25 protein-coding genes are annotated in these 24,941 nt (G+C 66.9%); 12 read left to right on the top strand and 13 right to left on the bottom strand.

What is annotated here, in order from left to right; translation table 11 throughout:
• Window position 1: 1 nt before the first annotated feature.
• Together AC3RCG_RS13580 and AC3RCG_RS13575 are read right to left on the bottom strand one after the other, a co-directional pair.
• Entirely contained in the window at window positions 2–1,132 is a 1,131-nt protein-coding gene (locus tag AC3RCG_RS13580) for a YbfB/YjiJ family MFS transporter (protein ID WP_409026495.1), read from the bottom strand.
• Window positions 1,129–2,004, bottom strand: a complete 876-nt coding sequence (locus AC3RCG_RS13575; RefSeq protein WP_492401703.1) for a LysR substrate-binding domain-containing protein — start codon at window positions 2,002–2,004, stop codon at window positions 1,129–1,131. Before AC3RCG_RS13575 ends, AC3RCG_RS13580 begins: the two co-directional genes overlap by 4 nt.
• 87 nt (window positions 2,005–2,091) lie before the next feature.
• On the opposite strand from AC3RCG_RS13575, the gene AC3RCG_RS13570 reads away from it, so the two are divergent.
• Complete coding sequence (locus AC3RCG_RS13570; protein ID WP_492401647.1) at window positions 2,092–3,153, top strand: NAD(P)H-dependent flavin oxidoreductase; 1,062 nt, start codon at window positions 2,092–2,094, stop codon at window positions 3,151–3,153.
• A 42-nt stretch (window positions 3,154–3,195) separates the two neighbouring features.
• Here the strand turns inward: AC3RCG_RS13570 and AC3RCG_RS13565 are convergent, their stop codons facing one another.
• Window positions 3,196–4,596, bottom strand: coding sequence for an aminotransferase-like domain-containing protein (locus tag AC3RCG_RS13565; RefSeq protein WP_230506086.1), 1,401 nt, complete (start codon window positions 4,594–4,596; stop codon window positions 3,196–3,198).
• A 68-nt stretch (window positions 4,597–4,664) separates the two neighbouring features.
• Here AC3RCG_RS13565 and AC3RCG_RS13560 point away from each other — a divergent pair, with 68 nt between their 5' ends.
• Window positions 4,665–4,829, top strand: coding sequence for a hypothetical protein (locus AC3RCG_RS13560; RefSeq protein ID WP_175444730.1), 165 nt, complete (start codon window positions 4,665–4,667; stop codon window positions 4,827–4,829).
• 61 nt (window positions 4,830–4,890) lie between these two features.
• Entirely contained in the window at window positions 4,891–5,136 is a 246-nt protein-coding gene (locus tag AC3RCG_RS13555; RefSeq protein ID WP_070224327.1) for a hypothetical protein, read from the top strand.
• Between the two features lie 126 nt (window positions 5,137–5,262).
• On the opposite strand, the gene AC3RCG_RS13550 is transcribed toward AC3RCG_RS13555, so the two are convergent.
• From AC3RCG_RS13550 to AC3RCG_RS13540, 3 genes are read right to left on the bottom strand one after another with little or no spacing between them, the layout of a single operon-like run.
• Window positions 5,263–5,712 carry a VOC family protein gene (locus tag AC3RCG_RS13550; protein WP_492401648.1) on the bottom strand — a complete coding sequence of 150 codons (450 nt, stop codon included), beginning with the start codon at window positions 5,710–5,712 and terminating at the stop codon, window positions 5,263–5,265.
• 47 nt (window positions 5,713–5,759) lie between these two features.
• Window positions 5,760–6,560: a TOTE conflict system archaeo-eukaryotic primase domain-containing protein gene (locus tag AC3RCG_RS13545; RefSeq protein ID WP_492401649.1), complete on the bottom strand. Its 801-nt coding sequence runs from the start codon at window positions 6,558–6,560 to the stop codon at window positions 5,760–5,762.
• 47 nt (window positions 6,561–6,607) lie between these two features.
• Window positions 6,608–6,781: a hypothetical protein gene (locus AC3RCG_RS13540; RefSeq protein WP_492401650.1), complete on the bottom strand. Its 174-nt coding sequence runs from the start codon at window positions 6,779–6,781 to the stop codon at window positions 6,608–6,610.
• 96 nt (window positions 6,782–6,877) lie between these two features.
• On the opposite strand from AC3RCG_RS13540, the gene AC3RCG_RS13535 reads away from it, so the two are divergent.
• From AC3RCG_RS13535 to AC3RCG_RS13510, 6 genes are all read left to right on the top strand, one after another.
• The gene (locus AC3RCG_RS13535; RefSeq protein WP_492401652.1) at window positions 6,878–7,597 is read left to right on the top strand and encodes an SDR family oxidoreductase; all 720 of its coding nucleotides are present in this window, start codon (window positions 6,878–6,880) and stop codon (window positions 7,595–7,597) included.
• A 185-nt stretch (window positions 7,598–7,782) separates the two neighbouring features.
• Window positions 7,783–8,397, top strand: a complete 615-nt coding sequence (gene gstA, locus AC3RCG_RS13530; protein WP_121669246.1) for a glutathione transferase GstA — start codon at window positions 7,783–7,785, stop codon at window positions 8,395–8,397.
• A gap of 68 nt (window positions 8,398–8,465) precedes the next feature.
• A complete protein-coding gene (locus AC3RCG_RS13525; RefSeq protein ID WP_492401653.1) occupies window positions 8,466–9,572 on the top strand; it encodes an acyl-CoA dehydrogenase family protein in 1,107 nt (368 codons plus the stop codon).
• Between the two features lie 150 nt (window positions 9,573–9,722).
• On the top strand, window positions 9,723–10,520 hold the full coding sequence (locus AC3RCG_RS13520; protein WP_227741955.1) for an HDOD domain-containing protein: 798 nt from the start codon (window positions 9,723–9,725) through the stop codon (window positions 10,518–10,520).
• Between the two features lie 92 nt (window positions 10,521–10,612).
• Window positions 10,613–11,044: a hypothetical protein gene (locus AC3RCG_RS13515; RefSeq protein WP_070224319.1), complete on the top strand. Its 432-nt coding sequence runs from the start codon at window positions 10,613–10,615 to the stop codon at window positions 11,042–11,044.
• On the top strand, window positions 11,041–11,988 hold the full coding sequence (locus tag AC3RCG_RS13510; RefSeq protein WP_492401654.1) for a DUF2145 domain-containing protein: 948 nt from the start codon (window positions 11,041–11,043) through the stop codon (window positions 11,986–11,988). The genes AC3RCG_RS13515 and AC3RCG_RS13510 overlap by 4 nt, the downstream gene beginning before the upstream one ends.
• Here AC3RCG_RS13510 and AC3RCG_RS13505 read toward each other — a convergent pair.
• The 4 genes from AC3RCG_RS13505 to AC3RCG_RS13490 are packed head-to-tail and all read right to left on the bottom strand — an operon-like array spanning window position 11,985 to window position 15,778.
• Entirely contained in the window at window positions 11,985–13,274 is a 1,290-nt protein-coding gene (locus AC3RCG_RS13505; RefSeq protein WP_492401656.1) for a glycosyltransferase, read from the bottom strand. The two genes, AC3RCG_RS13510 and AC3RCG_RS13505, sit on opposite strands and share 4 nt — an antisense overlap.
• Window positions 13,275–13,298: 24 nt before the next feature.
• The gene (locus tag AC3RCG_RS13500) at window positions 13,299–13,775 is read right to left on the bottom strand and encodes a GNAT family N-acetyltransferase (protein WP_492401657.1); all 477 of its coding nucleotides are present in this window, start codon (window positions 13,773–13,775) and stop codon (window positions 13,299–13,301) included.
• 47 nt (window positions 13,776–13,822) lie between these two features.
• A complete protein-coding gene (locus AC3RCG_RS13495) occupies window positions 13,823–14,452 on the bottom strand; it encodes a Rossmann-fold NAD(P)-binding domain-containing protein (protein WP_492401658.1) in 630 nt (209 codons plus the stop codon).
• A 45-nt stretch (window positions 14,453–14,497) separates the two neighbouring features.
• Window positions 14,498–15,778 (bottom strand): arsenic transporter, encoded by a 1,281-nt coding sequence (locus AC3RCG_RS13490; protein ID WP_492401659.1) that lies wholly within the window; start codon window positions 15,776–15,778, stop codon window positions 14,498–14,500.
• 193 nt (window positions 15,779–15,971) lie between these two features.
• Here AC3RCG_RS13490 and AC3RCG_RS13485 point away from each other — a divergent pair, with 193 nt between their 5' ends.
• Window positions 15,972–17,447 carry a phage tail sheath family protein gene (locus AC3RCG_RS13485; RefSeq protein ID WP_492401660.1) on the top strand — a complete coding sequence of 492 codons (1,476 nt, stop codon included), beginning with the start codon at window positions 15,972–15,974 and terminating at the stop codon, window positions 17,445–17,447.
• Between the two features lie 198 nt (window positions 17,448–17,645).
• On the opposite strand, the gene AC3RCG_RS13480 is transcribed toward AC3RCG_RS13485, so the two are convergent.
• Window positions 17,646–18,404, bottom strand: coding sequence for an IclR family transcriptional regulator (locus AC3RCG_RS13480; RefSeq protein WP_070312871.1), 759 nt, complete (start codon window positions 18,402–18,404; stop codon window positions 17,646–17,648).
• 134 nt (window positions 18,405–18,538) lie between these two features.
• Between AC3RCG_RS13480 and AC3RCG_RS13475 the strand changes: the two genes are divergently transcribed.
• Together AC3RCG_RS13475 and AC3RCG_RS13470 are read left to right on the top strand one after the other, a co-directional pair.
• A complete protein-coding gene (locus tag AC3RCG_RS13475) occupies window positions 18,539–19,720 on the top strand; it encodes an MFS transporter (protein WP_492401661.1) in 1,182 nt (393 codons plus the stop codon).
• Between the two features lie 4 nt (window positions 19,721–19,724).
• A complete protein-coding gene (locus AC3RCG_RS13470; RefSeq protein WP_492401662.1) occupies window positions 19,725–20,411 on the top strand; it encodes a DAPG hydrolase family protein in 687 nt (228 codons plus the stop codon).
• 8 nt (window positions 20,412–20,419) lie between these two features.
• Here AC3RCG_RS13470 and AC3RCG_RS13465 read toward each other — a convergent pair whose 3' ends face one another.
• Window positions 20,420–21,793: an efflux transporter outer membrane subunit gene (locus AC3RCG_RS13465; protein ID WP_492401663.1), complete on the bottom strand. Its 1,374-nt coding sequence runs from the start codon at window positions 21,791–21,793 to the stop codon at window positions 20,420–20,422.
• Window positions 21,793–24,939 carry a multidrug efflux RND transporter permease subunit gene (locus tag AC3RCG_RS13460; RefSeq protein WP_492401664.1) on the bottom strand — a complete coding sequence of 1,049 codons (3,147 nt, stop codon included), beginning with the start codon at window positions 24,937–24,939 and terminating at the stop codon, window positions 21,793–21,795. Before AC3RCG_RS13460 ends, AC3RCG_RS13465 begins: the two co-directional genes overlap by 1 nt.
• Window positions 24,940–24,941 lie beyond the last annotated feature (2 nt).

Raw genomic sequence — 24,941 nt, 5'->3', positions numbered from 1 at the left:
TTTATAGCCGCAAGCTCACGATGATGGCCAGCAGCAACGCGCCGGCTGCCGCCAGCAGCGAACTGTTGAAACTGTGCGACTGCGCATACAGGCTGCCGGCCAGCACGGGGCCGATGATCTGGCCCACGCCATACACCACCGTCATGATGGCCATCATGTTGGTGCCCGCCTTGACGGCGGCCCGCTGCGCGGCCGGCATGGCGATGGTCACCGTGCCGACGAACGTGCCGCCGACGAGGATGGCGCTGAGCAGGTAGCCGGCGGCCGAGGGCGCCAGCACGGGCAAGGCCACGCCCAGCGCCTGCAGCAGCAGGTTCAGCCTGAGCGCCTGGCGTGTGCCCAGGCGCTCGTGCAGCCGGTGCCACAGGAAACACGAGGGCGCCGCCCCGAGGCCGAACACGGCCCAGACGTGGGCGGAATTCAAGCCGGGCAAGGCCGCGCCGACCAGCACGGGCAAATACGTGGCCGTGACGATGTAGCCGAGTCCCGCCAAGCCGTAGATCAGCACCAGCGGCCACGGCGCCACGGACGCCAGCGCCGGAGCTGCCCTTTGCGCTGGCGCGTCCAGCGTCGCCAGTCCGCCAGCGGCAATCGCGGGCGCGGCCGCCAGCCCCGCCAGCGCGGCGACGCCGGCCAGCAGCAGCCACATGCCCGCGCTGTGCCAGCCCAGCTGCGATGCCAGCACCAGCAATTCGGCCGAGACGGCGATGCCCACGCCCACGCCCGCGTACAGCAGCGGCGCGCCGCGGCCATGCCGGCGCTGTTCCAGTAGCCACAAGGAGGCGGCCACCATGGCCAGGGCGCTGAAGACGCCCGCCACGCCCCGCACCGCCACGATGAGCCAGACGGGCATCGGCACGGCCAGCACGCCCAGGCACAGCGCCGTGCCGGCCGCCGACCACAGGCACAGCCGGTGCGCGCTGCGGACCCGCGCGCGCATGGCCAGGATGGCGCCCAGCAGGTAACCGGCATAGTTGGCCGAGGCGGCCAGGCTGCCTTCGCGCAAGCTCAAGACGCCTTCCTCGACCATCTGCGGATAGATGGCCGTGAAGGCGAAGCGGCCAAAGCCCATGCCGATGGCGAGAATGACCGCCGCGGCGATGGCCGAACGCAGCCTGGCCGCCCCGCTCACGGCGCCGCCTCGCCGAGCAGCGCCAGCAAATGCTGAAAGGCGGGCACGCCGAATCCGACTCTCCACACGAGCACCGTGTCGGCTTGCCCGGCGGACAGCGTTGTCAAGGTGGCCGGCGCATCGGACAGCGCCAGCACGCTGGCCGGCAGCACGGTCACGCAGGCGCCGGCCGCCACGCAGGCGATCATGGTGTGATACGAACTCAGCTCCTGCACGCGCCAATCGGTCGAACCTGCCACGCCCAGCAGCTCTTCGGCGATGCCGCGGTAGGTGCAGCCCTGCGGAAAGGCCGCCAGCGAGCGCGTGCGCACGTCCGCGGCACGGCGCGCCTGCCCTTCGCTGGCCGGCAGCAACAGACACAGTTCCTCGCGCCACACGGCGGTCGATGCCAGCCCCAGCTCTTCCAGCGCGGCGGCGCCGCCGAACGCTGGCGGCAAGGCGACGAAAGCGCAGTCGAGCAAACCCGTGCGCACTTGCTCGATCAGGGGGCGCGACGGCCCCGTGCTCAGCGCCAGGCGCGTGTCCGGATGGCGGGCGTGATACGCGGCCAGCAGCGCCGGCAGGCGGCTGGCCGCCGTGCTTTCCATGCTGCCCACGCGCAGGGTGCCGCCGTCGCGCCCGCCCGTGACGACATGCCGCGCTTCTTCCGCCAGCGCCAGCAAACGCCGCGCATACTCAAGAAAACGCTCGCCCGCCGCCGTCAGGGCCATGCGTTTATTGGCGCGCACGAACAGCTCGGCGCCCATATCGGCTTCCAGCTGCTGGATGCGCGTGGTGACGCTGGACGGCGCACGGCCCAGCCGCGCTGCGGCCTGGGTGACGCTCAGTTCACTCGCCACGGCGCAAAAAATCGTCAGGGATTCCATGTCCATCATGTTCTCAATTCAAGAATTATCATGCTATTATATTCTTCAAATAAGAATATTGCACAATGTCCTCAATTTCATGAAGGAAACATCATGAGCACGTCCCAGCGCTTCCTCGACCGTCTCGGCTTGCAGCACCCCATCATCCAGGCGCCGATGGCGGGCGTCTCCACGCCGCGCATGGCGGCCGCCGTCTCGAACGCGGGCGGCCTCGGTTCGCTGGCCATCGGCGCCGGCATCGTGGCGCAGGCGCGCCAGATGATCGCCGACACCCGCGCGCTGACGGACCGCCCCTTCAACGTGAATGTGTTCTGCCATGCGCCGGCGGTCAGGGATGCGCGGCGCGAGGCGGACTGGCTGGCCCATCTGGCGCCCCTGTTCGCGGAACTGGGCGCGGCCGTGCCTACGGAACTCGACGAGATCTATCAAACCTTTCTCGGCAATGAGGCGGCGTTTGCCCTGCTGCTGGAGCTGCGCCCCGCCGTCGTCAGCTTCCATTTCGGCTTGCCGGCGCAGCAGCAGATCGCCGCCCTGCGCCAGGCCGGTGTCTACACGATGGCCACGGCCACCAATCTGCGCGAGGCGATGCTGATCGAACAGGCGGGCGTCGACGCCATCGTGGCGCAAGGCGTGGAAGCGGGCGGCCACCGTGGCGTCTTCGACCCGCAGGCGCCGGACGAGCGCCACAGCACCAGCGTGCTGCTGCGCCTGCTGGCGGGCCGCACTGCTCTCCCCCTGATCGCGGCCGGCGGCATCATGGATGGACAAGGCGTTCGCGCCGCGCTGGACCTGGGCGCCGCAGCGGCCCAGCTGGGCACGGCGTTCGTGCTGTGCCCGGAATCGTCGGCCAATGCGGGCTACCGCGCCAACCTGCAAAGCGAACGGGCCGCAAGCACGCGGTTGACCAGCGTGCTCTCGGGCCGGCTGGCGCGCGGCATGGTGAACCGGCTGATCGAACATGGCGAAGCGCCGGGCAGCCCGCCCCCAGCCGACTATCCCGTCGCCTACGATGCCGCCAAACAATTGAACGCCTTGGCCAGCCGGCACGGCGACAGCGACTTCGCCGCGCAATGGGCCGGCCAGGGCGCGCCGCTGGCGCGGGAAATGGGGGCGGAGGAACTGGTGTCGGCACTGGCAAGGGAAATGGAGGCCTGATGCCGGGATGCTTCTGGCAATACGGAGGCGCATCCCGGCCAGTCACACCACGGCAGCGCTGAACGACTCGGGCCGCCGCGCAAGCAGGTGAGACAGCCGCTGAAGACCGGCCTGCAAGCGTCCACGGTCCTTGATGCTGCCCAAAGAGATGCGAATGGCGTTCACCGATGCGCTGCCCGTTGCGAATGCCTCCGCCGGCGTGACGGCGATGCCGTAGCTGGCGGCTGCGAGCGCAAGCTGCGAGGAGTTCCAATACGCGGGCAACTCGAGCCATACATGCAGACCGTCTCCGGCGCCGCTGTAGCGTCCCGCCAGCACATCGCGCGCCATCCGGTGGCGCAGGCGCGCCTCCTTGCGTACGCCTTCCATCAATCTGTCGGCCGAGCCGTCGAGTATCCACTGCGTGGCCAGGGCGGCCGTCAGAGGAGCGACCATCAGCGCAAATGATCTTAGCGCGACCAGGAAACGCTCGCGCTCCGCCGGGTCGCGTATCAGCACGAAGGCGACACGCAAGCCTGGCGTCAGGCATTTCGACAGCGTCGAGATGTAGAGCACCTGTGCCGGGGCAAACGCGGCAACGGGCGGCGGCGGCGCATCGGCAAGAAGCCAGTAGGGATCGTCCTCGACGATGCGTACATCGCAGCGCTGCGCAATGCCGGCCAGCTCCCTGCGCCGGCGTTCCGGCATGGTGATGGCGGTCGGGTTCTGCAATGTCGGATTGAGGTAGACCAGCGCGGGCTGGTGCTGGCGGCACGCTTCCTCTAGCAGCTCAGGCAGCATCCCTTGCTTGTCCGCGCCCACCGCGATGACGTGCCGGCCGAACTGGGCCGCTGCGGCACGCAAGCCAGGATAACTCGTCGGCTCCGCCAGGATCACATCGCCAGGCTCCGTCAGCGCAAGGATCAATGCGGCGATCGCCGCTTGCGCACCGGGACAGACAACCACCTGCCTTGAATCCAGAGGTCCGAACATCGGTTCCAGCCATCTTGCTCCGGCCTTGCGGTCGGAGTCGCTTCCCCCGCCCAAGTGATAGGTCATCAGCAACTCATTATCGGCGCGCATCAGTACTTGAGACAAGCCTTGTCGCAACATGTCGTCGAAGTCCACGCCCTCCGGCGGTGGCGGCGTATTCATGCTCAGGTCGAGGATAGCGGTCAATTCGACTTTCGGCGCCGCGACATACGTGCCGCGCGCGCCGCGCCCCTCCAGCAAGTTGCGGCGTCTGGCTTCGTCGTAGGCGCGCGTGATCGTCGTCAGGTCGACGCCCAGCTGTGCCGCCAACTGGCGCTGCGTCGGCAGACGGTCGCCCGCTGTCAGCGAGCCGTCTGCCACCGCCACCTGCAAGGCATCCGCAATTTGCAAAAAACGGGGCCCCTTGTTCCCGGCCAATCGCGGCAACCAGCCCGTCAAATTTTCATCTTGTATGGTTTTTAACTGGGACATTTTGTCTCAATGTATGGAGATTGTTTTAAGGTAGTATGCCTCATAACGTGCAGCAACACCATCCTTGCATGGCAGTCGCAGACGTTTTTTCCTCACTCATCCGCATGCGGCACATCGCTGCGCTCGATACCGTCGTTATTTCAGAGCTGGCTATAATGAAAGAGTCAAACAGGATGCCTGGGGGGATAGTGGAAGAAAAAGTTGGAACAGAAGCTGCTGAAGCAGCAATTTGAGGCAGTGCGCCTCACGACAGATAGTGTCAAGTAATCAAGTAATAGACTGGAAATACGCAAAATGATCGATTGGACCCCTATAGTCTTCGTGACATTCAAGGCACTCGTGCTCGCCACGGGCATGTTCTTCGCCATCAAGTGGCATTACGATCAAGGCAAGAAGGATAAGGACAAGGCGAAGCAGAATCGCGCGGTGCTGCGCGCGAGCGGCAAGGTGGTCGCCATCTTCGCGCTATTGCTTCTGGCACTCGGGATCGTCACCTTCTTCGTCGTCAGCATGGTCGGTCTGGACATGACCATGCCCTGATGACAGAAGGCGCCGGCCGATATGCAGCGATGCGGCAGCAATTTCCCGCCACGGTGTTTCGCGCAGGCCTGCCTCAGCAAGGGATTGGACGGCGAGCCTTTGGTTTTCAACGTCCGGCGGCTTCCCTCAGGACGTCTGCCGCGGGAGCTGTTCGGCAAGTCCGATGAGGATGCCTTCGGGACCACGGATGTAGCAGAGCCGATACATGTGCTCGTACCGGACTACTTCGCCGACCAGCTTCGCGCCGCGCTGGACGAGCCGGACGAGCGTATCGTCGATATCCTCGACGGTAAACATGATACGCAGGTAACCGAGAGCGTTCACTGGGGCGTCGCGGTGATCGGCGACCACGGCCGGCGCGAGGAAACGGGATAACTCGAGACGGCTGTGACCGTCCGGCGTACGCATCATGGCAATCTCCACGCGCATGCCGCGCAGACCGGTGACGCCATCGGCCCAGTCGCCTTCAATTGGGGCGCGCCCTTCGAGAACGAGACCAAGTTCGGTGAAGAATTCAATGGCGGCATCGATGTCTTCCACGACGATGCCGACGTTGTCCATGCGCTTGACTGTCATATTGCCTCCTGGGTGTCCAACCTAGCCTGCAATCAGGGAAAGCCCCTCTACGGCAACCTGTGCCGGAACGTCGGCTCGATGTTACGCGCATGCAGCCAGCGCACGATGTCCTCCAGTGTGGCGTCCTGCAGCAGCAAGCCTGGCTGCGTAACGGGCTTTACCGCCGGTAATGGCGCGGCAACGGGCGCGAGAGCGGGCACGGCATCAGCCAGCCCCGCGTGTCCCTGCAGCTTGGCCAGCGCCTGCGCGAATTGTGCCGGAGTGATGCTGCGCAAGCTTTCCAGGAAACCCAGCTGGGCGGCGGGCGGCGGCGGCATGTCCAGGCCCGGCTCGTCGACGAAGGCGGCGCCCATGCTGGGATGAATGAAGGCGGCCCACTTGCCCGACGGCTGCAAGGCGGGCGGCAGCGTCACCTGTTCCACGTAGTCTGGCGGCGCGACGGCGAGGATGTCGGTCGAAGCAGGCAAAAAGGTCGAGCGCAGCAGCTGCACGAACTGGCGCGCCTGGGCAACGGGCACGGGCGTGGCCAGAGACAGCCATAACTGGAAGGCCGTGCCCGAGATGCTGACGGCGGGCGCAGGCAAGTCCAGCTCGTGCTGCACGGCATTGGCGATCACGCACAGCGCGCTCCAGTGTGCCTCGCCGCCGCCCTTGCCGCCAAACTCCAGCACCAGCGCGCGCGCCAGGCCACTCTCGGTCACGAGTTGCACGGCCACCGTCTGCTCGCCCGACAGGTGGCGCGCCAGCACGGCCGGCGTCAAAGGCTGGACGCCGCCCTGCGCATCGACGTAGTGCTGCTGTTCCTCGAACAGATACAGGCGGGTGAGTTCGGAAATCAGTTTATGCATGGGCGGCCTCGTAATGACGTTGAGCAACACTTGCCAACGTGCCCCGATTATAGCCTTCCCGCCCTTGACGCACCTTCCCTCCCGGCGCCAAACACCAGCCAGCTGGCCGCGGCGAACAGGCAGGCGGCCATGCCGCCGTACAGCATCACGGCACCAAAGCCTTGCGCGAGCGCAAGCTGGGCCACGCCGGCGCCACGGCGGCCGCCGAAGCGTTCGGACAATTGCTGCGCGAATGGTCAGCCGCTGCGGCGACGTGACTTTGCAAAAAAGTGTAGCCTTCGCAGCTGGGCATTTTCAGGCCAAAGGACCTCCTCCCCATGACATCTCGTACTTTCCTCGTCACCGGCGCGACACGCGGCATCGGCCATGCCATCTGCACCCTGCTGCATCAGCAAGGCCATCGGGTGATCGGCATCGCGCGGCACGTTGCGGGCGTCGACTTTCCGGGCACCTTGGTGGCCTGCGATCTGGCCGATCTGGCGCAGACGGCGCAGGTTCTCAAGGCGCTGGAAAAACAGTTTGATATCGATGGCATCGTCAACAATGCGGGCATTGCCTCGCCCCAGCCGCTGGGTCAAATCGACTTTGCCACCTTGCAGAGCGTGTTCGACCTGAACGTGCGCGCCGCCATCCAGGTGACACAGCAGTTCGTGGATGCGATGAAGCAGCGCCGCTATGGCCGCATCGTGAATATCTGCAGCCGCGCAGTCTACGGCAGCGCGGACCGCACCGCCTATTCCGCCGCCAAAAGCGCCCTGGTCGGCTGCACGAGAACCTGGGCGCTGGAGTTGGCCCAGCACGGCGTGACGGTCAATGCAATCGCCCCAGGCCCCGTGGAAACGGCGCTGTTCCGCAAGACGCGCCCCGTCGGCAGCGAAATGGAACGCCAGGTGCTTGCCACGATACCGATGCGGCGCCTGGGACAGCCGGATGAAGTCGCTGCCGCCGCCGGCTTCCTGCTATCGGAGCAAGCCAGTTACGTGACAGGCCAAGTCTTGGCAGTGGATGGCGGAGGCAGCCTCGGCGGGCGCGCGTGAGCCATCCGCACCAGCAGCATGGCGCACGCGTTTTTCTTGCTGCTTGCCCCCTTGCGCTATCCCGGGCTTTGAGCCAGCGCAATCGTTCGCCGGGCATGACCAGCCACCGCACGAACACGCATTTACCGGCGGCTCCCGCAGGACTATAGTGGCGTCTTCCCAACCTGTTCGAGGATAGGATCGCCATGAAACTCTTTTACTCGCCGGGCGCCTGCTCGCAAGCACCGCACATTATTTTGCGCGAAACGGGCATGCCATTCACCCTGGCCAAGGTCGACCTGGGCCAGCACCGCACGCAGGAAGGCGGCAATTACTATGAACTCAACCCGAAAGGCCAGGTGCCGCTGCTGGCGCTCGACGATGGGACGACCTTGAGCGAAGGCCCCGTCATCGCCCAGTACATCGCCGAACAGGCCGGCAGGCAGGACCTGCTGCCGCCCGTGGGCAGCTTTGCCCGCTACCAGGTGCTGGAATGGCAGAACTACATCACGTCCGAGCTGCACAAATCGTTCAGTCCCCTGTTCGATCCCCGCTTCGATGCCGCCACCAAGGCCTTGTTCATCGAGCAATTGGGCAAGAAATTCAAGTGGGTGGACAGCCGCCTGGAAGGCCGGTCCTATCTGACCGGCGACACGTTCACGGTAGCCGACGCCTACCTGTTCGTCATCACGGGCTGGGCGCCGAACGTGGGCGTGGACTTGTCCGCGCTGGCAAATCTGCAAGCCTTCCTGGGCCGAGTGTCCCAGCGCGACAGCGTCAAGGCTGCTTGGGAAGCGGAAGGATTGAGCAAGGCCGCTTGAACGGCCGTGTCGCGGCACGCCCGGCTCTGTGCGAAAATGCCCGCCTTCGCCATTGCCGGACTTTGCCCATGCCGCACGCTGCCTTCGCTACCCTTGCTGCCCTTTCCGGGCGCGACGCCCGGCGCATCGCGCGCCACGCCCAGGCGGCCGACGCCGCCCGCTTTCTGCACCCAGTGCAGCAAGCCTTGCTGCACCGGCGCGGCTGGCTGACGATGCTGGCGCCGCGCAGCGCGGGCGGCGCCGAACTGCCCCTGCCGCAAGTGGTGCGCCTGGAAGAAGCCGTGGCCGCCGTCGACGGCAGCATGGGCTGGGTGCTGACCCTGTGCGCGGGCGCCGGCTGGTTCGCGGGCTTTCTGGCGCCCGACATGGCGCGCGCCATCATCGGCACGCCGCGCGCCTGCCTGGGCGGCAGCGGCGCGGCCACCGGATACGCGGAGGAAGAAGGCGACGGCTACCGCATCACGGGCAGCTGGGACTACGCCAGCGGCGCGCCCATGGCCACCCACTTCACCCTGAACGCCCGGCTGCGGCGCGCTGGCCAGCCCCTGCTCGACGAACAAGGCCAGCCGCGCATCCGCGCCTTTCTCGTGCCCGCCGCGCTGGTGCGGCTGGTGCCCTCGTGGAACAGCATCGGCATGCGCGCCAGCGCCTCGCACAGCTACCGCATCGACGGCCAGTGGCTCGGCAAGGAACACGGTTTTACCATCAGTCCCGCGGCCGCGACGGCCGACGGCCCCCTGTACCGCTACCCGTTTTATTCGCTCGCCTACGTGACCCTGGCCGCCAACGTGGCCGGCATGGCCGCGCATTTCATGGAATTGGCCGAAGAATGCATGCGCCACCGCCGCCACGCGCGCGCCGGCCTGCCGCTGCTGGAGGTGCCGGAAGTATTATCCATGTTGCAAGACAAGCAAGACGCATTCATCGCCGCCCGCGCGCGCTTTTATGCCGTGCTCGATGACAGCTGGGCAACGGTGGCCGCCGGCGCAACGCTCGACGCGGACGTCATGCAGGCCGTGCAAGAGCGTGCGCTGGCCCTGGTCGCCGCGTGCCGCGCGGCAGTCGACGGCCTGTATCCGTACTGCGGCCTGTACGCGGCCCGCGAAGACAGCGCCATCAACCGCGTGTGGCGCGATTTCCATACGGCCAGCCAGCACTCCTTGCTGCTGCCATAAGGCGCTGGAACGCAGCTCCCGATGGCGGGCATGGCCGGTTGGGCATGCGAACGCCATGCCAGCCGGATTGCCTGATAATATGGGGACATTGCTACTTCTCGCTCCCTCTTATCCATGCACGTCAACACGCTCAGCAGCCTTGCGCAACTTTTGGCCAGCGCCGAAACGGAAACCCTGGCCTTTCCCACCAGTATCAACACGGCCCTGCTCCTGCAAAAGGAACTGGCCAACCCGGATTGCCACTCGGCCGACATCAGCCGGCTGCTGCTGTGCGAACCCACCTTGTCGGCGCGCGCCGTGGCGCTGGCCAATTCGGCCATGTTCGCGTCCGGCCACACGCCCGCCATCACCAGTGTGCGCGCCGCCGTCGAGCGGCTGGGCCACCGCAACCTGTATGCGCTGGCGACGGCGGCCGTCATCCGCCAGCTGAACGCGGGCATCCGCGACGAAGCCTTGCGCGCCCGCGCCACCCAGCTGTGGGCGCACACCGTGCATGTGGCGGCGCTGGCGCATGCGCTGGCAGGCGCCGTCACGCAGACGGATGCCGATACGGCGCTGTTCGCCGGTATCGTGCATGAAGTAGCCGGATTTTATTTGCTGGCCCAGGCCGACAAGACCCCGGGCCTGTACGCCGAGCTGGAAACGCAGATGGCCTCCACGCTGGAAGTGATCGGCCGCGCGCTGATGCGCCAGCTGGGCGTGCCGCTGTCGGTGGCCGATGCCGTCAACGCCTTGCCCGGCTCGACCATCATGTTGCCGCCCGAAGGCTTGCGCGACACCCTGCTGCTGGCCAAGGCGCTGGCGCCCGTGCCTTCGCCGCTGCCGCAGGCTTACGTCACCATCAGCGCGCCGCTGCAGGCCTACCTGGAGCACGACCCCGTGCTGCAGGCGCTGCGCACGCAGCCGTCGGCCGAAGCGAAGGCCCTGATCAAGGTGCTGCTCAGCTGACGGCCGATCTGCTATGATGGCGCAGGCCCGGACGGACCCGGCCCGCTTTCATTGATGTGCACTGGAAAACTGCCTTGACTACCTCCCTACGCATGCTCGGCCTGGCCGCAGCTCTGACCATGGCGTGCAACGCCAACGCCGACAGTTTCGTTTCCTCGGCCTCCAGCGCCGGCTCCCAGTCGAGCGGCAGCATATCCGATTCGCTCAACGGTTCGAGCAACAGCTCCTCGCGCGACAACAAGGTGGCCAATGGCCCCTACCGCATCATCGACGTGGCCGCCGTGCCGGGCCGCGACGGCATGACGCGTTTGACCATGCAGGCCGAGGCCACGGCCACGCCGCTGGTGCTGGACTTGCCGCAGGCGGCGCTCGACAAACAGCAGCTGGCGCAAGGCGACATGGTGCATGCGCAAAACCGCGCCTACGGCATCGAATTTTCGCGCAACGACACGCGCGCCGCCTTCTTCCTCGTGCTGGCCGACGACTGGTACGGCGAACTGGCCACGCGTCCCGTCAGCCTTTGATTCGTTTTCTCCCGCACCGCCCGGCACTGCTGCTGGGCGTTTGCGCCATCTTCAGCGCTGGCGCCGCCCAGGCGGGTACCTCGCTGGCCTCGTCGCGCTTTTGCGACCGCGCGCAGGAACTCACGGCCACGGAACAGGACCGGCTGCTGCGCTTTGCCGCCGTCGTGCGCGAGGAACTGGCCGCCAGCGAAGGCAGCGTGGCCCTCATCAGCCGTTCCGGCCTGAACCTGGCGCGCTTCGGCATCCGCTATTCGCACGCGGCGCTGGCCTGGCGCCACGACAACGACAGCGGCTGGTCCGCGCGCCAGCTGTACTACGCCTGCGACGAAGGCCGTCCGCGCATCTTCGACCAGGGCACGGCAGGTTTCGCCATGGGCACGGCCAATCCATCGCTCGGCTACATCTCGCTGGTGAAACTGCCGGCCGAAACCGTGCCGCCCCTGCGCCGCGCCCTGCTCGACCCCGTGCGCGTGCAAGAGCTGCTGGCGGGCCGCTACAGCGCCAATGCGTACGCTTTCAATTTGAAATACCAGAACTGCAATCAGTGGGTGGCGGAAATGCTGGCCGCCGCCTGGGGGGAGCTGGCCGCGGGCAGCGACTTGCGCGCGCGGGCCCAGGACTGGCTGCGCGCCGCGCCTTACAACCCCGCCGCCGTCGACGTGGGCGCCCGCTGGCTGATGCTCGGTTCCATCTTCGTGCCCCTGGTGCACATGGACGACCATCCGCCCGAAGCCATCGGCACGATGCGGCTGGCAGTGAGCCTGCCGGCCAGCCTGGAAGCGTTCGCGCGCCAGCGCCTGCCCGCCAGCGAGCGCGTGGAAATCTGCCACGACGGCAAACAGGTGGTGGTGCACCGGGGCTGGGAACCGGTCGCCGACGGCTGCGTGCCCGGCCCGAACGACCGCGTCATCGCCCTCGACGATACGCCGCACAACACGCCCTAAGCAGTCCGGGCGGCCAGCGCCGCTTCGACCTGATCGAGCAGGTGCGCCGGCTGCGGCCCCTGCCCCATCCGGCGGGCCACCTCGCCGCACGCCAATTGAACCTCGGGCGCGGCCAGCAAACGCGCCAGCTGGCGCCGCATGCGCCCGGCCGACAGACGCCTGGCCAGCAAGACATCGCCTACCCCGAGCCGTTTGATCCGCCAGCCATTGTCGAACTGGTCGTAGGCGAACGGCACGATCAGTTGCGGGATGCCCGCGCGGAAGGCATCCGCGCTGGTGCCGATGCCGCCATGGTGCACCACGGCCGCCACGCGCGGCAGCAGGGCCGCGAACGGCGCGTACGCCTGCCACATGACACTGGGGGGCAAGTGCTGCGGCAGCTGCGCCGCATGGGACGTGAGGAACAAGCCGCGCCGCCCCAGCCGCCGCAACACGTCCAGGGCGATGCTGAAATAGCGCTGCGCGTGCTGGTGCCCGGTCCCGGGCGTAAAGACGATGGGCGGCTCGCCCTCGCCCAGAAAGCGTTCCAGCTCCGGCGGCAGCGCCGCGGCGCCATGCGGGGCGGCGCCGGAGAAACCGGCTTGCACGAAATGCGGCGGCCAGTCCGCCTGCGGGGCGGCGAACCAGGCGGGAAACAGCCCCAGCGAGGCATCGGGCGCGGCCAGCATGTGCGCGAAAAAATGCGCTTCGGGCGGCAGTCCGTGCTGCGCGCGCGCGCCGTTCAGGCCAGGCAGCAGCACCGGGTCGACCATGCCGCGGTGGATCATCCGCCACAGGGCCTGGCGCCAGGCGAGCGGCACCCAGGCGGGAATGCGCAGCGAGCCGGCCGCCAGGAAATCATGGCTGCTGCACAGGTTCGATGGCGCCAGATAGGCCGCGACGATGCGCAGGTCCGGGCGTACCGAGCGTGCCAGGGCGGCCATCGGCACGAGGAAGGGATGGCACAGCACCACGCACTCTTCACCGTCCGGCAAGCCTTGCACGACGTCGCGCACGGCGCCCAGGTACGGCACGAGGCCGCGCCACACGACGCCCCAGCCCTTGCGCTCATCCCACAGGCCCGGGTCGCCCAGCATGGCCTGCCCCTCTTCCTGCGTGCCGAAGGTGCGATACGGCAGCCTTGACGCCTGCGCAGCCGCTTCCTGCCAGCCCGGCACCAGCAGCAGCACGCGCCGCCCCCGTTGCCGCAAGCCCTGCGCCAGCGCGATAAATGGTTGCATGTCGCCGCCGGTGCCGTTGCTGGCGACGATGACGAGCGGCGCCGTCGGGTGGCGGTCATCCGCCATGGTGGCCTCCGTGCCTGGCGGCGCTCATCGGTGCGCCCCACGCGCCGGCAGTTGCAACATCATGTCCCACTGGTCGATGCCGGGTCCGAAGCCATCCGGCGTCACCTTGACCAGCACGAAGCCGAAGCGCGCATAAAATCCCTGCGTGTGCTGGCTGGTGTTCATGCTCACCCTGGCCACTTGCGGCACGGCGCGTATCGCATCCAGGCGCGCCTGCGTCAGCGCGCGGCCCAGTCCCTGGTCGTGCACGTCCTGCGCCACCATGCCCCAGCACAGGCTGGCGACCATGCCGCCCGCCTCGATGGCATGGCCGCCGCAGGCGACGATGCGCGTTGTTCCCTCGACCGCACGTTCGATGACCAGATACGGCTGTGTTGATGCTTCCAGCCAGGCGACGAAGGCCGCGCGCTCGGACGGGTCGAAAAAGCGCGGCGTATTGCCGTCGAAAAGGGCCAGGCAGGCGTCGCGGTCGCCGGCCCGGTAAGGACGTACTGTTTGCATTTTGCGTACTCAAAAGAACATGAACGCCGATTATAAGGGGTGCGCGTTCAGGCCAGCTGTTCCGACCCGACGACGTGCACGCCCGGCGCGGCGGCCAGCGCCGCTTCCAGCAGGGCGGCGGCGATGCGCGGCGCGGGATTGATGCGCCAGCGGCGCGGCAGCACGGGGCCCAGCACGCGCAGCAGGCGCAAGGCGGCGCCCTCACCCGCGCGCGTCACGTCGCGCTCGCCGCCGATCAGCCCCGGCCGCACGCAGGTGAGCGACATGAAGCCCAGCTGCTCCAGGTCGCGTTCCAGTTCGCCCTTGACGCGGTTGTAGAAGATGCGCGAGCCGGGATTGGCGCCGGCGGCGGAATTGAGCGCGTACGCGCGCGTGCCGGCCGCCAGCGCCAGGCGCGCCACGGCCAGCGGATAGTCGTGGTCCACGCGCCGGAACGCCTGCCGCGTACCGGCCACCTTCATGGTCGTGCCCAGGGTGCAGATGACGGCATCCATCTGCCACCAGGGCGCGCCGGGCGGCAAGCGGTCGAAATCGACGAGCGGCGCATCGAGTTTGGGATGCGCGGGCAAGGGCTTGCGCACGGGCGCGACGATCTGGCTGACGCGCGCGTCGGCCAGCGCCAGGCGCAGCACTTCGCGACCCACGAGGCCGGTGGCGCCCACAAGCAATAATTTCATGGCTTTCCCGTTAAAGTTGCTGTCAGCCACCACCATACACGGAACTCAGGACAGGCGCAGCGCCAGCGCCGCCAGGGTCGCCAGCAGCACGGGCACGGTCAGCACGATGCCGACGCGGAAGTAATATCCCCAGGAAATGTGGATATTCTTGCTGTCGAGCACATGCAGCCACAGCAAGGTAGCCAGGCTGCCGATGGGCGTGATCTTCGGGCCCAGGTCGCTGCCGATGACGTTGGCGTAAATCATCGCCTCGCGCACGGCGCCCTGCGCCGTCGTCGGGTCGATGGCCAGCGCGCCCACCAGCACCGTCGGCAGGTTGTTCATCACGGACGACAACAAGGCCGTCAATACGCCCGTGCCCATGGCCGCGCCCCACACGCCGTACTGGGCACAGTGGTTCAGCAGTTCCGTCAGGTAAGCCGTCAAGCCCGCATTGCGCAAGCCGTACACGACCAGATACATGCCCTGCGAAAAGACGACGATTTGCCATGGCGCATGGCGCAGCACATGGCGCGTGGAAATCACATGGCCCTTGCCCGCCACGCCCAGCAACAACGCGGCGCCCACGGCCGCGATCAGGCTGATGGGCACGCCCAGGGCTTCCTGCGAAAAAAATCCTACCAGCAGCAGCGCCAGCACCAGCCAGCCGGCGCGGAAGGTGGGCAAGTCGCGGATGGCGGCGCCCGGGCGCTTCAGCTGCGCCACGTCATAGTCGCACGGGATATCCTGGCGGAAAAAGATCAGCAAGGCCGCCAGGGTGGCGCCCACGGCGACGACGTTGACGGGCACCATCACGGACGCGTACTCGGCAAAGCCGATCTTGAAATAGTCGGCCGAGACGATATTGACCAGATTCGACACCACCAGCGGCAGGCTGGCCGTGTCGGCGATGAAACCGGCCGCCATCACGTAGGCCAGGGTGGCTTTGGCGGAAAACTTCAATGCCCGCAGCATGGCGATGACGATGGGCGTCAATATCAGCGCGGCGCCGTCGTTGGCGAACACGGCGGACACCAGCGCGCCCAGCAAGACCAGCAGCACGAACAGTTTTGTCCCGCTGCCGCCGCCCCAGCGCGCCACGTGCAGCGCCGCCCACTCGAAGAAGCCGGCCGCGTCGAGCAGCAGGCTGATGATGATGACGGCAATAAACGTGCCGGTGGCATTCCACACGATATGCCAGACGACGGGAATGTCGCCCCAGTGGATCACGCCGGCCAGCAGCGCCGCGCCGGCGCCGATGACGGCGCTCCAGCCGATGCCCAGGCCACGCGGCTGCCAGATGACGAGGGTTAAGGTGGCGAGAAAGATCAGGAAGGCGGTGAGCATGGGGGCAGTGGTCCAGGAAAAAGCGCGAATAAATATTCAATATTTCAATAATACTGGAATTATCAAATAAATGTAAAGCGAGAAATGCCCATGCCCGTGCTATCACTGGCTATACTGGCCCAATGCGTGGCCCAATGCGTGGCCAGATGCGTGACCCGATGCAGCCCCGCTCCCTCTGACCAACCAGGAAAGCATGCACATGGCGCAATACAAGACTCCCGGCATGTATATCGTGGAACAAAACGCGTTTCCCAATGCCGTCGTCGAAGTGGCGACGGCCGTGCCGGGCTTTGTCGGCTACACCGCCAGCGCCAGCCACGACGGCCGGTCCCTGCGCAAGCAGCCGTCGCGCATCAGCTCGATGGCGGAATTTGAAGCCTGCTTCGGCGGCGCGCCCGTGCCCGAATTCATGCTGGAGGCGGGCCGCGCGGCTGGCGCGTCGTGCACGCTGCGCCAGGCCGCCGGCCGGTTCCTGCTGTATCACAGCATACTGCTCTTCTTCATGAATGGCGGCGGCGCCTGTTATATCGTCTCCGTCGGCGATTATCATGACACGCCGGACATCGGCGCATTGTGCGCCGGCATCGATGCGCTGCTGCGGGAGCCGGGCGCGACGCTGCTGGCCGTGCCCGACGCCATGCTGCTGGCGTTGGACGACTGCCATGCGCTGCAAAGGCACATGCTCATGCATTGTGGCCAACAGATGCGGAACCGCTTCGCCATCCTCGACATCCACCATGGGGCGGCGCCGCTGACGGATGGACCCGTGACCGCTTTCCGGGATGCTATCGGCAGCGACTCGCTGGCCTTTGGCGCCGCCTACTATCCGTGGGTACAGGCCACGGTCGTTTCGCTGGAGGAACTCAATTTCACCCCCATCCGCCGTAGCCAGTGGGGTGCGCTGCAAGACGTGCTGCTGCAGCCGCTGGACGCCGGCGGGCAGCGGCAAGTGTCGGCCCTGTTCGAGCAAATGGCCATCGCGCCTTCTTCCGAAAACGGCCAGGCCAGCCGCATCGCCGCCATCGATCGTGCACTGCGCGACGTGAGTCCCCTGTACCAGCAGCTACTGCGGGACATGCACGGCCAACTCAATCTGCTGCCGCCAGGCGCCGCGATGGCAGGCCTGTACACCATGACCGACAACACGCGCGGCGTGTGGAAGGCGCCGGCCAACATCGGCCTGGTGGCAGTGAGCGCGCCGGCCGTCAACATCACGCACGAGGACCAGGAAGACCTCAACGTGAGCAGCAGCGGCAAGTCGGTCAACGCCATCCGCAGCTTCGAAGGCGAAGGCACCCTGGTGTGGGGCGCGCGCACCCTCGACGGCAACAGCCTCGACTGGCGCTACATCAACGTGCGCCGCACCATGATCATGCTCGAGGAGTCGCTGCGCCTGGCGATCAAGGCGTATGTGTTCGAGCCGAACGTGGCCAGCACCTGGCTCACGATCAAGAGCATGGCCCTTAACTTCCTGACCGGCATCTGGAAGCGCGGCGGCCTGGCGGGCGCCACACCGGACGATGCCTTCAGCGTACACGTCGGCCTGGGTGAAACCATGACGCCCGACGACATCCTGGAAGGCATCTTGCGGGTCACCGTCCTGGTCGCCATCAGCCGCCCGGACGAGTTCATCGAGCTCACCTTCCAGCAGCAAATACAGAAGTCGTGAGGCAGCGGGCGCAGCCTGCCGGGCTTACCCCGCTCACTTGAGGGCGATGGTGATATCTGTCAGTCAGCGAAATCGAGCTGGAAAGCCATCCCGACGACCTGCCGTCCGGTCAGTTCAAGCTGAACTTTAGGGAAATCCTCTGGAGCGACCACGTGCAGCAAGCGGGCTGAGCCTGGCGCGCAAGCGCCCGATCGGCGCTTACGGCTTGACGCCGAGCACGGCTTCGACTTCCGCCTTGCACTGCAATAGCGCCGACAGCAGCTGTTCCCGCTGGGCGTGGAAACGCAGGGCCGGCACGCCCAGCGACAGCGCGTAGCGCTCGCTCGTCCCCGTGTTCAGGGCCACGCCGATGCCGCACACGCCCGGCGCGTGCTCTTCCATATCGACGGCGTAGCCCTGCGCGCGTACCTGTTCCAGATGCGGCAGCAGTTGCGCAAGCGCCGTGATGGTCTGGTCCGTGCGCGCTTCCAGGCGTTCGCCGAACAGCCGGGCCAGCGCGTCTTCCGGCATCCGCGCCAGCAAGGCCTTGCCATGCGCGGTGCAGTGGATCGGGTAGGCCGTTCCCACGGCCGACACGACGCGCAGCTCATGGTCGGAACAGTACTGGTCCACCGACACCGCATGCAGGCCGCGGTACACGCACACGTCCACCGTTTCGCGCGTGCGCCGGCCCAACGCTTCCGCATACGGCCGCAGGACCGCCACCACGTCCGTATGCGCCGACGCCGCCAGACGCGCGATGGCCGGACCCAGCTTCACCCCGCCGGCGCCGGAACTGACCAGTTGCTGGGCTTCCAGCGCGGCGACGATGCGGTGCACCGTGGTGCGCGGCAAGTCCGCGCCCTTGGCGATCTGCGCCAGGCTCAGGCCGCCCGTCTGGTTTTCCAGCGCGCGCAGCACCGCCGCCGCGCGCGCAATGACTTGCTTGCCGCTATTGCCTTCGTTTTCTTCACTCATTTCTTTACCCAATTGTGCATGACGATAGCTGCCGTGATGGCATTGACCGGCATTGTACATGGCCCTATAATTGTTCCATCATTCGGAACAGTGTTCCGATTAACGGTTTTTAACGTAAGCACCGGGGGAGGCGCATGTCCAGCCGCAGTATATCGAAGACAGCAACGTGCACGCTCCTTTCCGTTGCCAGCCTGACCATCATGGTGGGATGCGTGCTGGTCCCGGGATTGCCGTCCATCGCCGCGCGGCTCGGCGTGGCCGACGCCGCCAGCTGGCTCGTCACGCTGCCCTCGCTGGGCGTGGTGCTGTCCGGCCCCTTCGCCGCCATGCTCATGCAGCGCCTGGGACTGCACCGCAGCCTGCTGGCGGGGCTGTTCCTGTACGGCTTGCTGGGCGTCTCGGGCATGTTTTTGCATGGCCACCTGGCCGTGTTCGCCAACCGTTTCCTGCTGGGCGCGCCGACGGCGCTGGTGATGGCGTCGGGCACGGGGCTGATCTCGGCCTTGTTCAGCGGCCAGGCAAGGCTGCGCATGATCGCCAGGCAAGGCATGACGATCGAACTGGGCGGCGTGCTGTTCCTCGCCCTGGGCGGCCTGCTGGCCACGGCGGGCTGGCGCTATCCCTTCCTGCTGTATCTGGCTTCGTGGGTGCTGCTGGCATGCGCCTGGCGCTGCGTGCCGGCACTTGCCCCTGCCGGGGATGCCGGCATGGATGGCGCGCCGCCAGCGCCCGGCCCGTCGCGCGCCCTGCTCTTCGTCCATGCGCTGGCGGCACTCTCCATGACGGTGTTTTTCGCCGCCATCATCATCCTGCCCCTGCGCCTGCAGCAGCTGGGCTGGAGCGAGGACCGGGCCGGGTATTTGCTGTCCTTCGTGTCGCTGGTGGCCGTGGCGGCCGCCTGGCTGATGCCCCTGGCGGTCCGGCGCCTGCATGAACACGGTACCCTGGGCGCCGCCTTCGCCTGTTATGCGCTGGCACACCTGCTGTTTGCGGGCGCCGCCGCGCTGCCCATGCTGCTGGCCGGCGCCGTGGCGCTGGGGATGGGCTTCGGCCTGTCGGTACCCCTGTGCACGCACATGACGGTCGAACGCAGCCACTTGCCCAGCCGCAACCGCAACCTCGCCTATCTGTCGATGGCCATCTTCGGCGGGCAATTTCTCTCTTCCTTCATGACGTATCTGCCCGGCAGCCACGCGGCGATGTTTGCCGCCACGGCCGCACTGGCCCTGCTGGGCGCGGCCGTGGCCGCCGCGCCGCTGCTGCGCCGCCGCCCGGCCGGCACCACCGCTGTTTCCACCACCCACACTGAAAGGTAAGACCATGGATCTCAACGACGTCCACGCCCTGCTGCACCCCGCTCCCCTGGCGCTGGAAACGGGCTTCGAACGGCTGCCCAGCGGCGTGCTGCACGTGGCGTGCCGCACCGACTTGCCAAATTGCACTGGCGAGATGTTTGAATGGTGGTTCCGCTCGCGGCCCGACACGGAGCGCTACCTGATGTGGCACCCGGTCGACCACCTGGCCAGCGACTGGATCGAAGGCAGCGCCGGGACGCACGTCGGCTCCATCCATCTGGCGGAAGAATTTTTCAGCGGCATGCCGGCCGAACAGCTGGCCATCCAGTTCCGCGATCCCCGTGAATTCTTCGAGGGACGGCAATACGAGGCGGCGCGGGCCGAGGGCCGCATTTCTGCCGCCGTGTGCGCCAGGGTCGGCATGAGCTATGCGCCACCCCGCACCGCGGACGGCGCCGTCATCGGCGGGCGCCTGCTGCACATGGGCCGCGACACGGCCTGGGGCATGACCTTGCGCAGCCATTTCTACATGGGCCAGGACTTGCCGGACGCCGGCCACGGCCCGCAAGAGATCGCCGCCCTCTTCCCCGATGCATTCGCCCGCGCCCTGCTCATGCATTGCTACAACGAATTCACCTTCCTGGCGCAATTCCTGCGTTCCCACTACCAGGCGAAGCACCGAGACAGCGTGCCCGTGGCGCTGCCCTGGTAGACGGAGGTTTACTCCTCGAGGCCGCCCCCCAGCGCCTTGTACAGCGCCACGGCCGACTTGAACTGGTCGCGCCGCGCGTCGAGCAGGGCTTGCTGGGCCGCATACGACTGGCGCTGCGCGTCGAGCAATTCCAGGCGGCTGTCCTGGCCCGCGTCGTAGCGCAGCTGCGACAGGCGCTGGCGCTGCCGCGACGCCGCCACCACGCGCTCCTGCGCGGCGATCTGCTGCGCAAACGTGGCGCTGCCGGCCAGGCCGTCGCGCACCTCGCGGAACGCCGCCTGGATCGCCTGTTCGTACTGCAGCACGGCCACGTCCTTGCGCAACCGCGACAGCTGCAGTTCCGCGCGCAGCTGGCCGCCCTGGAACAGCGGCTGCGTCACCTGCGGCGCGAACGACCAGCTGCGCGCGCTGCCGCGGAACAGGTCGCCCAGTTCCGGGCTGGCAAAGCCCAGCGACGCCGTCAAGGACAGGCGGGGGAAGAAGGCGGCGCGGGCGGCGCCGATTTCCGCATTCGCCCCCGCCAGCGCGTACTCGGCTTGCAAAATATCGGGACGGCGCGCCAGCAAGTCCGACGGCAGGCCGGGCGGCAGCTGCGTCAGCACGGGCTGGCCATCGAGCGGCCGGCCGGCGGGCAAGTCCGTGGGCAGCGGCGCACCGAGCAGCAATTCCAGGTTGTTGCGCGAAAGTAGACTGGCCCGTTCGCGCGCCTGCACGTCCGCTTCCGCCGTGGCCGCCTGCCCTTGCGCTTGCGCGACGTCCAGGCCGCTGCCCTGCTGCGCGCCGTGCAGGCGCTGCGTCAGGAGCAGCGCCTGGCGCCAGTCAAGCAGGGTTTGCCGGGCCAGCGCCAGCTGTTCCTCGGCCAGGCGCTGCTCCAGGTAGGCGTCGGCCACGGCGCCGATCAGGGCCATATGCGCGGCGCGCTGGCCCTGCTGCGTGGCCAGGTAGCGGGCAAACGCCGCGTCCGACAGCGAGCGCAGACGGCCGAACAGGTCGATCTCGAACGCGCTCATGGCGATGCCGGCAGTGAACTGATTCTGTGTCACAGCGTCGGCGCCGCGCTGGCGCACGCCGCCCGCATTCACGCCGATGGCCGGATAGCGGCCCGCATCCTGGATCTGGTACTGCGCCCGCACGGCTTCCACGTTGAGCGAAGCCACGCGCAAGTCGCGGTTGTTTTCCAGCGCGATGTCGACGAGGCGCTGCAGCCGCGTATCGAGCAGCATCTGGCGCCAGCCCAGGTCGGCCGCAGTGTCGGCCGTGGCTGGCGCGGCAGATTCGGCATAGCTGGCCGGTATCGGTGCCGCCGGCTTGAGCAGCGGCGGCGTCAGGGAACACGCCGACAAGGCCAGCGCGGCCAGGGGCGTGAGAAAAAAGAAACGCATTACAACTCTCCTTCCACCGCCTTGACGGCGATGCGATCACTGCGTTTGTTGAAGTACGTACCCATCTTGTCGACGGCGCCCAGCACCACGACAAAGAACACGGGCACGAAAAACACGGCCAGCACGGTGGCGGTAATCATGCCGCCGAACACGCCCGTGCCGATCGCGTGCTGCGTCTCGGCGCTGGCGCCCGTGGCCAGCATCAGCGGCACCACGCCCAGCGCGAACGCCAATGACGTCATCAAAATCGGGCGCAGGCGCAGGCGCGCCGCTTCCACCGTCGCCTCGACCAGCCCCTTGCCCTGCGCCTGCAACTGGCGCGCATACTCGACGATCAGAATGGCATTCTTCGCCGACAGGCCGATGATGGTGATCATGCCCACCTTGAAGAACACGTCGTTCGGCATGCCGCGCAACATCACGGCCAGCACGGCGCCCAATAAGCCCAAAGGCACCACCAGCATCACGGAAACGGGAATCGACCAGCTTTCATACAGGGCCGCCAGCACGAGGAAGACCACCAGCATCGACAGCGCCATCAGCATGGGCGCCTGCGACGCCGATTCCTTCTCTTGCAGCGACTGGCCCGTCCACGCCAGCGCGAAGCCCGGCGGCAACTGCTTCACGAGCCGCTCCATTTCCAGCATGGCGTCGCCGCTGGACACGCCGGGCGCCGCGCTGCCGGAAATGCGCGCCGACGGGTAGCCCTGGTAGCGCACCAGCTGCAGCGGCGACTCGCTCCACACGGGGCGCACGAGTTCGCCCAGGGCCACCATGCCGCCCGCGTTATTGCGAATGCGCAAGGCCAGCACGTCGTTGAGCTGCATGCGCGACGGCGCATCGGCCTGGATGATCACCTGCTGCATGCGGCCCGCGTTCGGGAAATCGTTGACATAGGTCGACCCCATGGCCGCCGTCAGCATGTCGGCAATGGCCGTGAACGATACGCCCAGCGCTTCGGCCTTGGTGCGGTCGATGTCGAGGCGCACGCTGGCGCCGGGCGGCAAGCCGTCCGGATACACGCCCGCCACCTTGCTGCTTTGCGCGGCCAGGCCCAGCAGCTGGTTCTGCGCCGCCTGCAGGGCCGCAATGCCCTGGCTGGCGCGGTCTTGCAGGCGCATCGAAAAGCCGGACGAATTGCCCAGTTCATCGATGGCGGGCGGCATCAGGCTCATGATCACGCCCTCCTTCGCCTGCGACATGGCCGCCTGCGCCAGCGCCACTTCTTCCTGCGCCGTGGCGCCGTTGCGCTGTTTCCAGTCCTTCAGCATGGTGAAGGCCAGGCCCGCGTTCGGTCCCGCGCCGGAAAAGCTGAAGCCGAGGATCGACTGGTTCACTTCGATGCCGGGACGCGTGGCCACGTGCTGCTCGTACAGCTTGACGACATCGAGCGTGCGCTCCATGGTGGCGTCGGACGGCAGCTGGATCGAGGTGATGAAGTAGCCCTGGTCTTCCTCGGGCAGGAAGGCCGACGGCAGCTGCATGAAGGCCACGCCCAGCGCCGCGACGATGGCGCCGTACAGCACCATCGAGCGGCCGGCGCGTTTCAGCATCGCCACCACGCCTTTTTCGTAGCGGGCCGTCATGCGCTCAAACTGGCGGTCGAACCACAGGAAAAAGCCTTTTTTATCATGGTCATGCGGTCCGATTGGTTTCAACATCGTGGCGCACAGGGCCGGCGTCAGGGTCAAGGCCAGAAACGCCGAGAACAGGATCGACACGGCCATCGCCAGCGTGAACTGGCGGTAGATGGCGCCCACGGAACCGCTGGCCAGGGCCATCGGGATGAACACGGCCGTCAGCACCAGGGTGATGCCGACCACGGCACCTGTGATTTCGCGCATCGCCTTCGACGTCGCTTCCTTCGGCGACAGGCCTTCGGTCGCCATCAGGCGCTCGACCGCTTCCACCACGACGATGGCATCATCGACGATGATGCCGATGGCCAGCACCATGCCGAACATGGTCAGCACGTTGACGGAGTAGCCGGCCATCAGCATCACGGTAAATGTGCCCATCAGGGCGATCGGCGCGACGATGGCGGGAATCAGGGTGTAGCGTATCTTTTGCAGGAACAGGTACATGACGAGGAAGACCAGCACCATCGCCTCCAGCAAGGTGACGACGACCTTTTCGATTGATATCTTCACGAACGGCGCCGTATCGAACGGCACCGAGTACTTCATCCCGGCCGGCATGGTGTGCGCCAGTTCGGCCATGCGCGCACGCACGGCGGCCGCCGTCTGCACGGCGTTGGCACCGGGCGACAGCATGATGGCGGCGCCCGACGCGGCTTGGCCGTTTTCGCGGATGCTGAAATTGAAGCTTTGCGCCCCCAGCGACACTTTCGCCACGTCGCCGATGGTCACTTTCGAGCCATCCGCGTTCGCGCGCAGCACGATGGCGGCAAATTCGGCCGGGGTTTGCAGCTGGCCCTGCACCGTCAGCGGAATCGTCACGCGCTGGCCGTGCACGGCGGGCGAATCGCCGAGGCGGCCCGGGGCGATCTGCGCATTTTGCTGCGCGATGGCGGCCGTCAGCTCGCCCATGGCGATGTTGTACGACACCAGCTTGGCCGGGTCGACCCAGATGCGCATGGCCCGCTCGGAACCGAACAGCTGCACCTTGCCCACGCCGGGAATGCGGCGCAGCTCTTCCGTCACGTTGCGCGCCAGGTAGTCGCCCAGCGCCACTTCATCGTGCTGGCCATTCTCGGAAATCAGGCTGACGATCATCAAAAAGCCGGACGACGCCGATTCCACTGTCAAGCCGTTTTGCCGCACGGCTTGAGGCAAGCGCGGCTCGATGGCTTTCAGGCGGTTTTGCACGTCCACCTGCGCCATTTCCGGGTCGGTACCCGGCTGGAAGGTGACGGTGATCGAGGCCGAACCCGAGGTGTCGGTGGACGACTCGAAATACAGCAGGTGCTTGACGCCAGACAGTTCGCGTTCGATCAAGCCCACCACGGAATCGTTCATGGTTTGCGGCGTGGCACCCGGATACACGGCGCTGATGCTGACGCTGGGCGGCGCCACGGAAGGAAAACGCGCAATCGGCAATTGCGGTATGGCGATCAGTCCGAACAGGACGATGAAGACCGCCACCACCCACGCAAAGACGGGGCGGTTGATGAAAAATTGAGGCATGT

The sequence above is a fragment of the Janthinobacterium sp. GW823-FHT01H08 genome (assembly GCF_058797855.1).
This window is presented reverse-complemented; position numbering and strand designations above follow the sequence as displayed.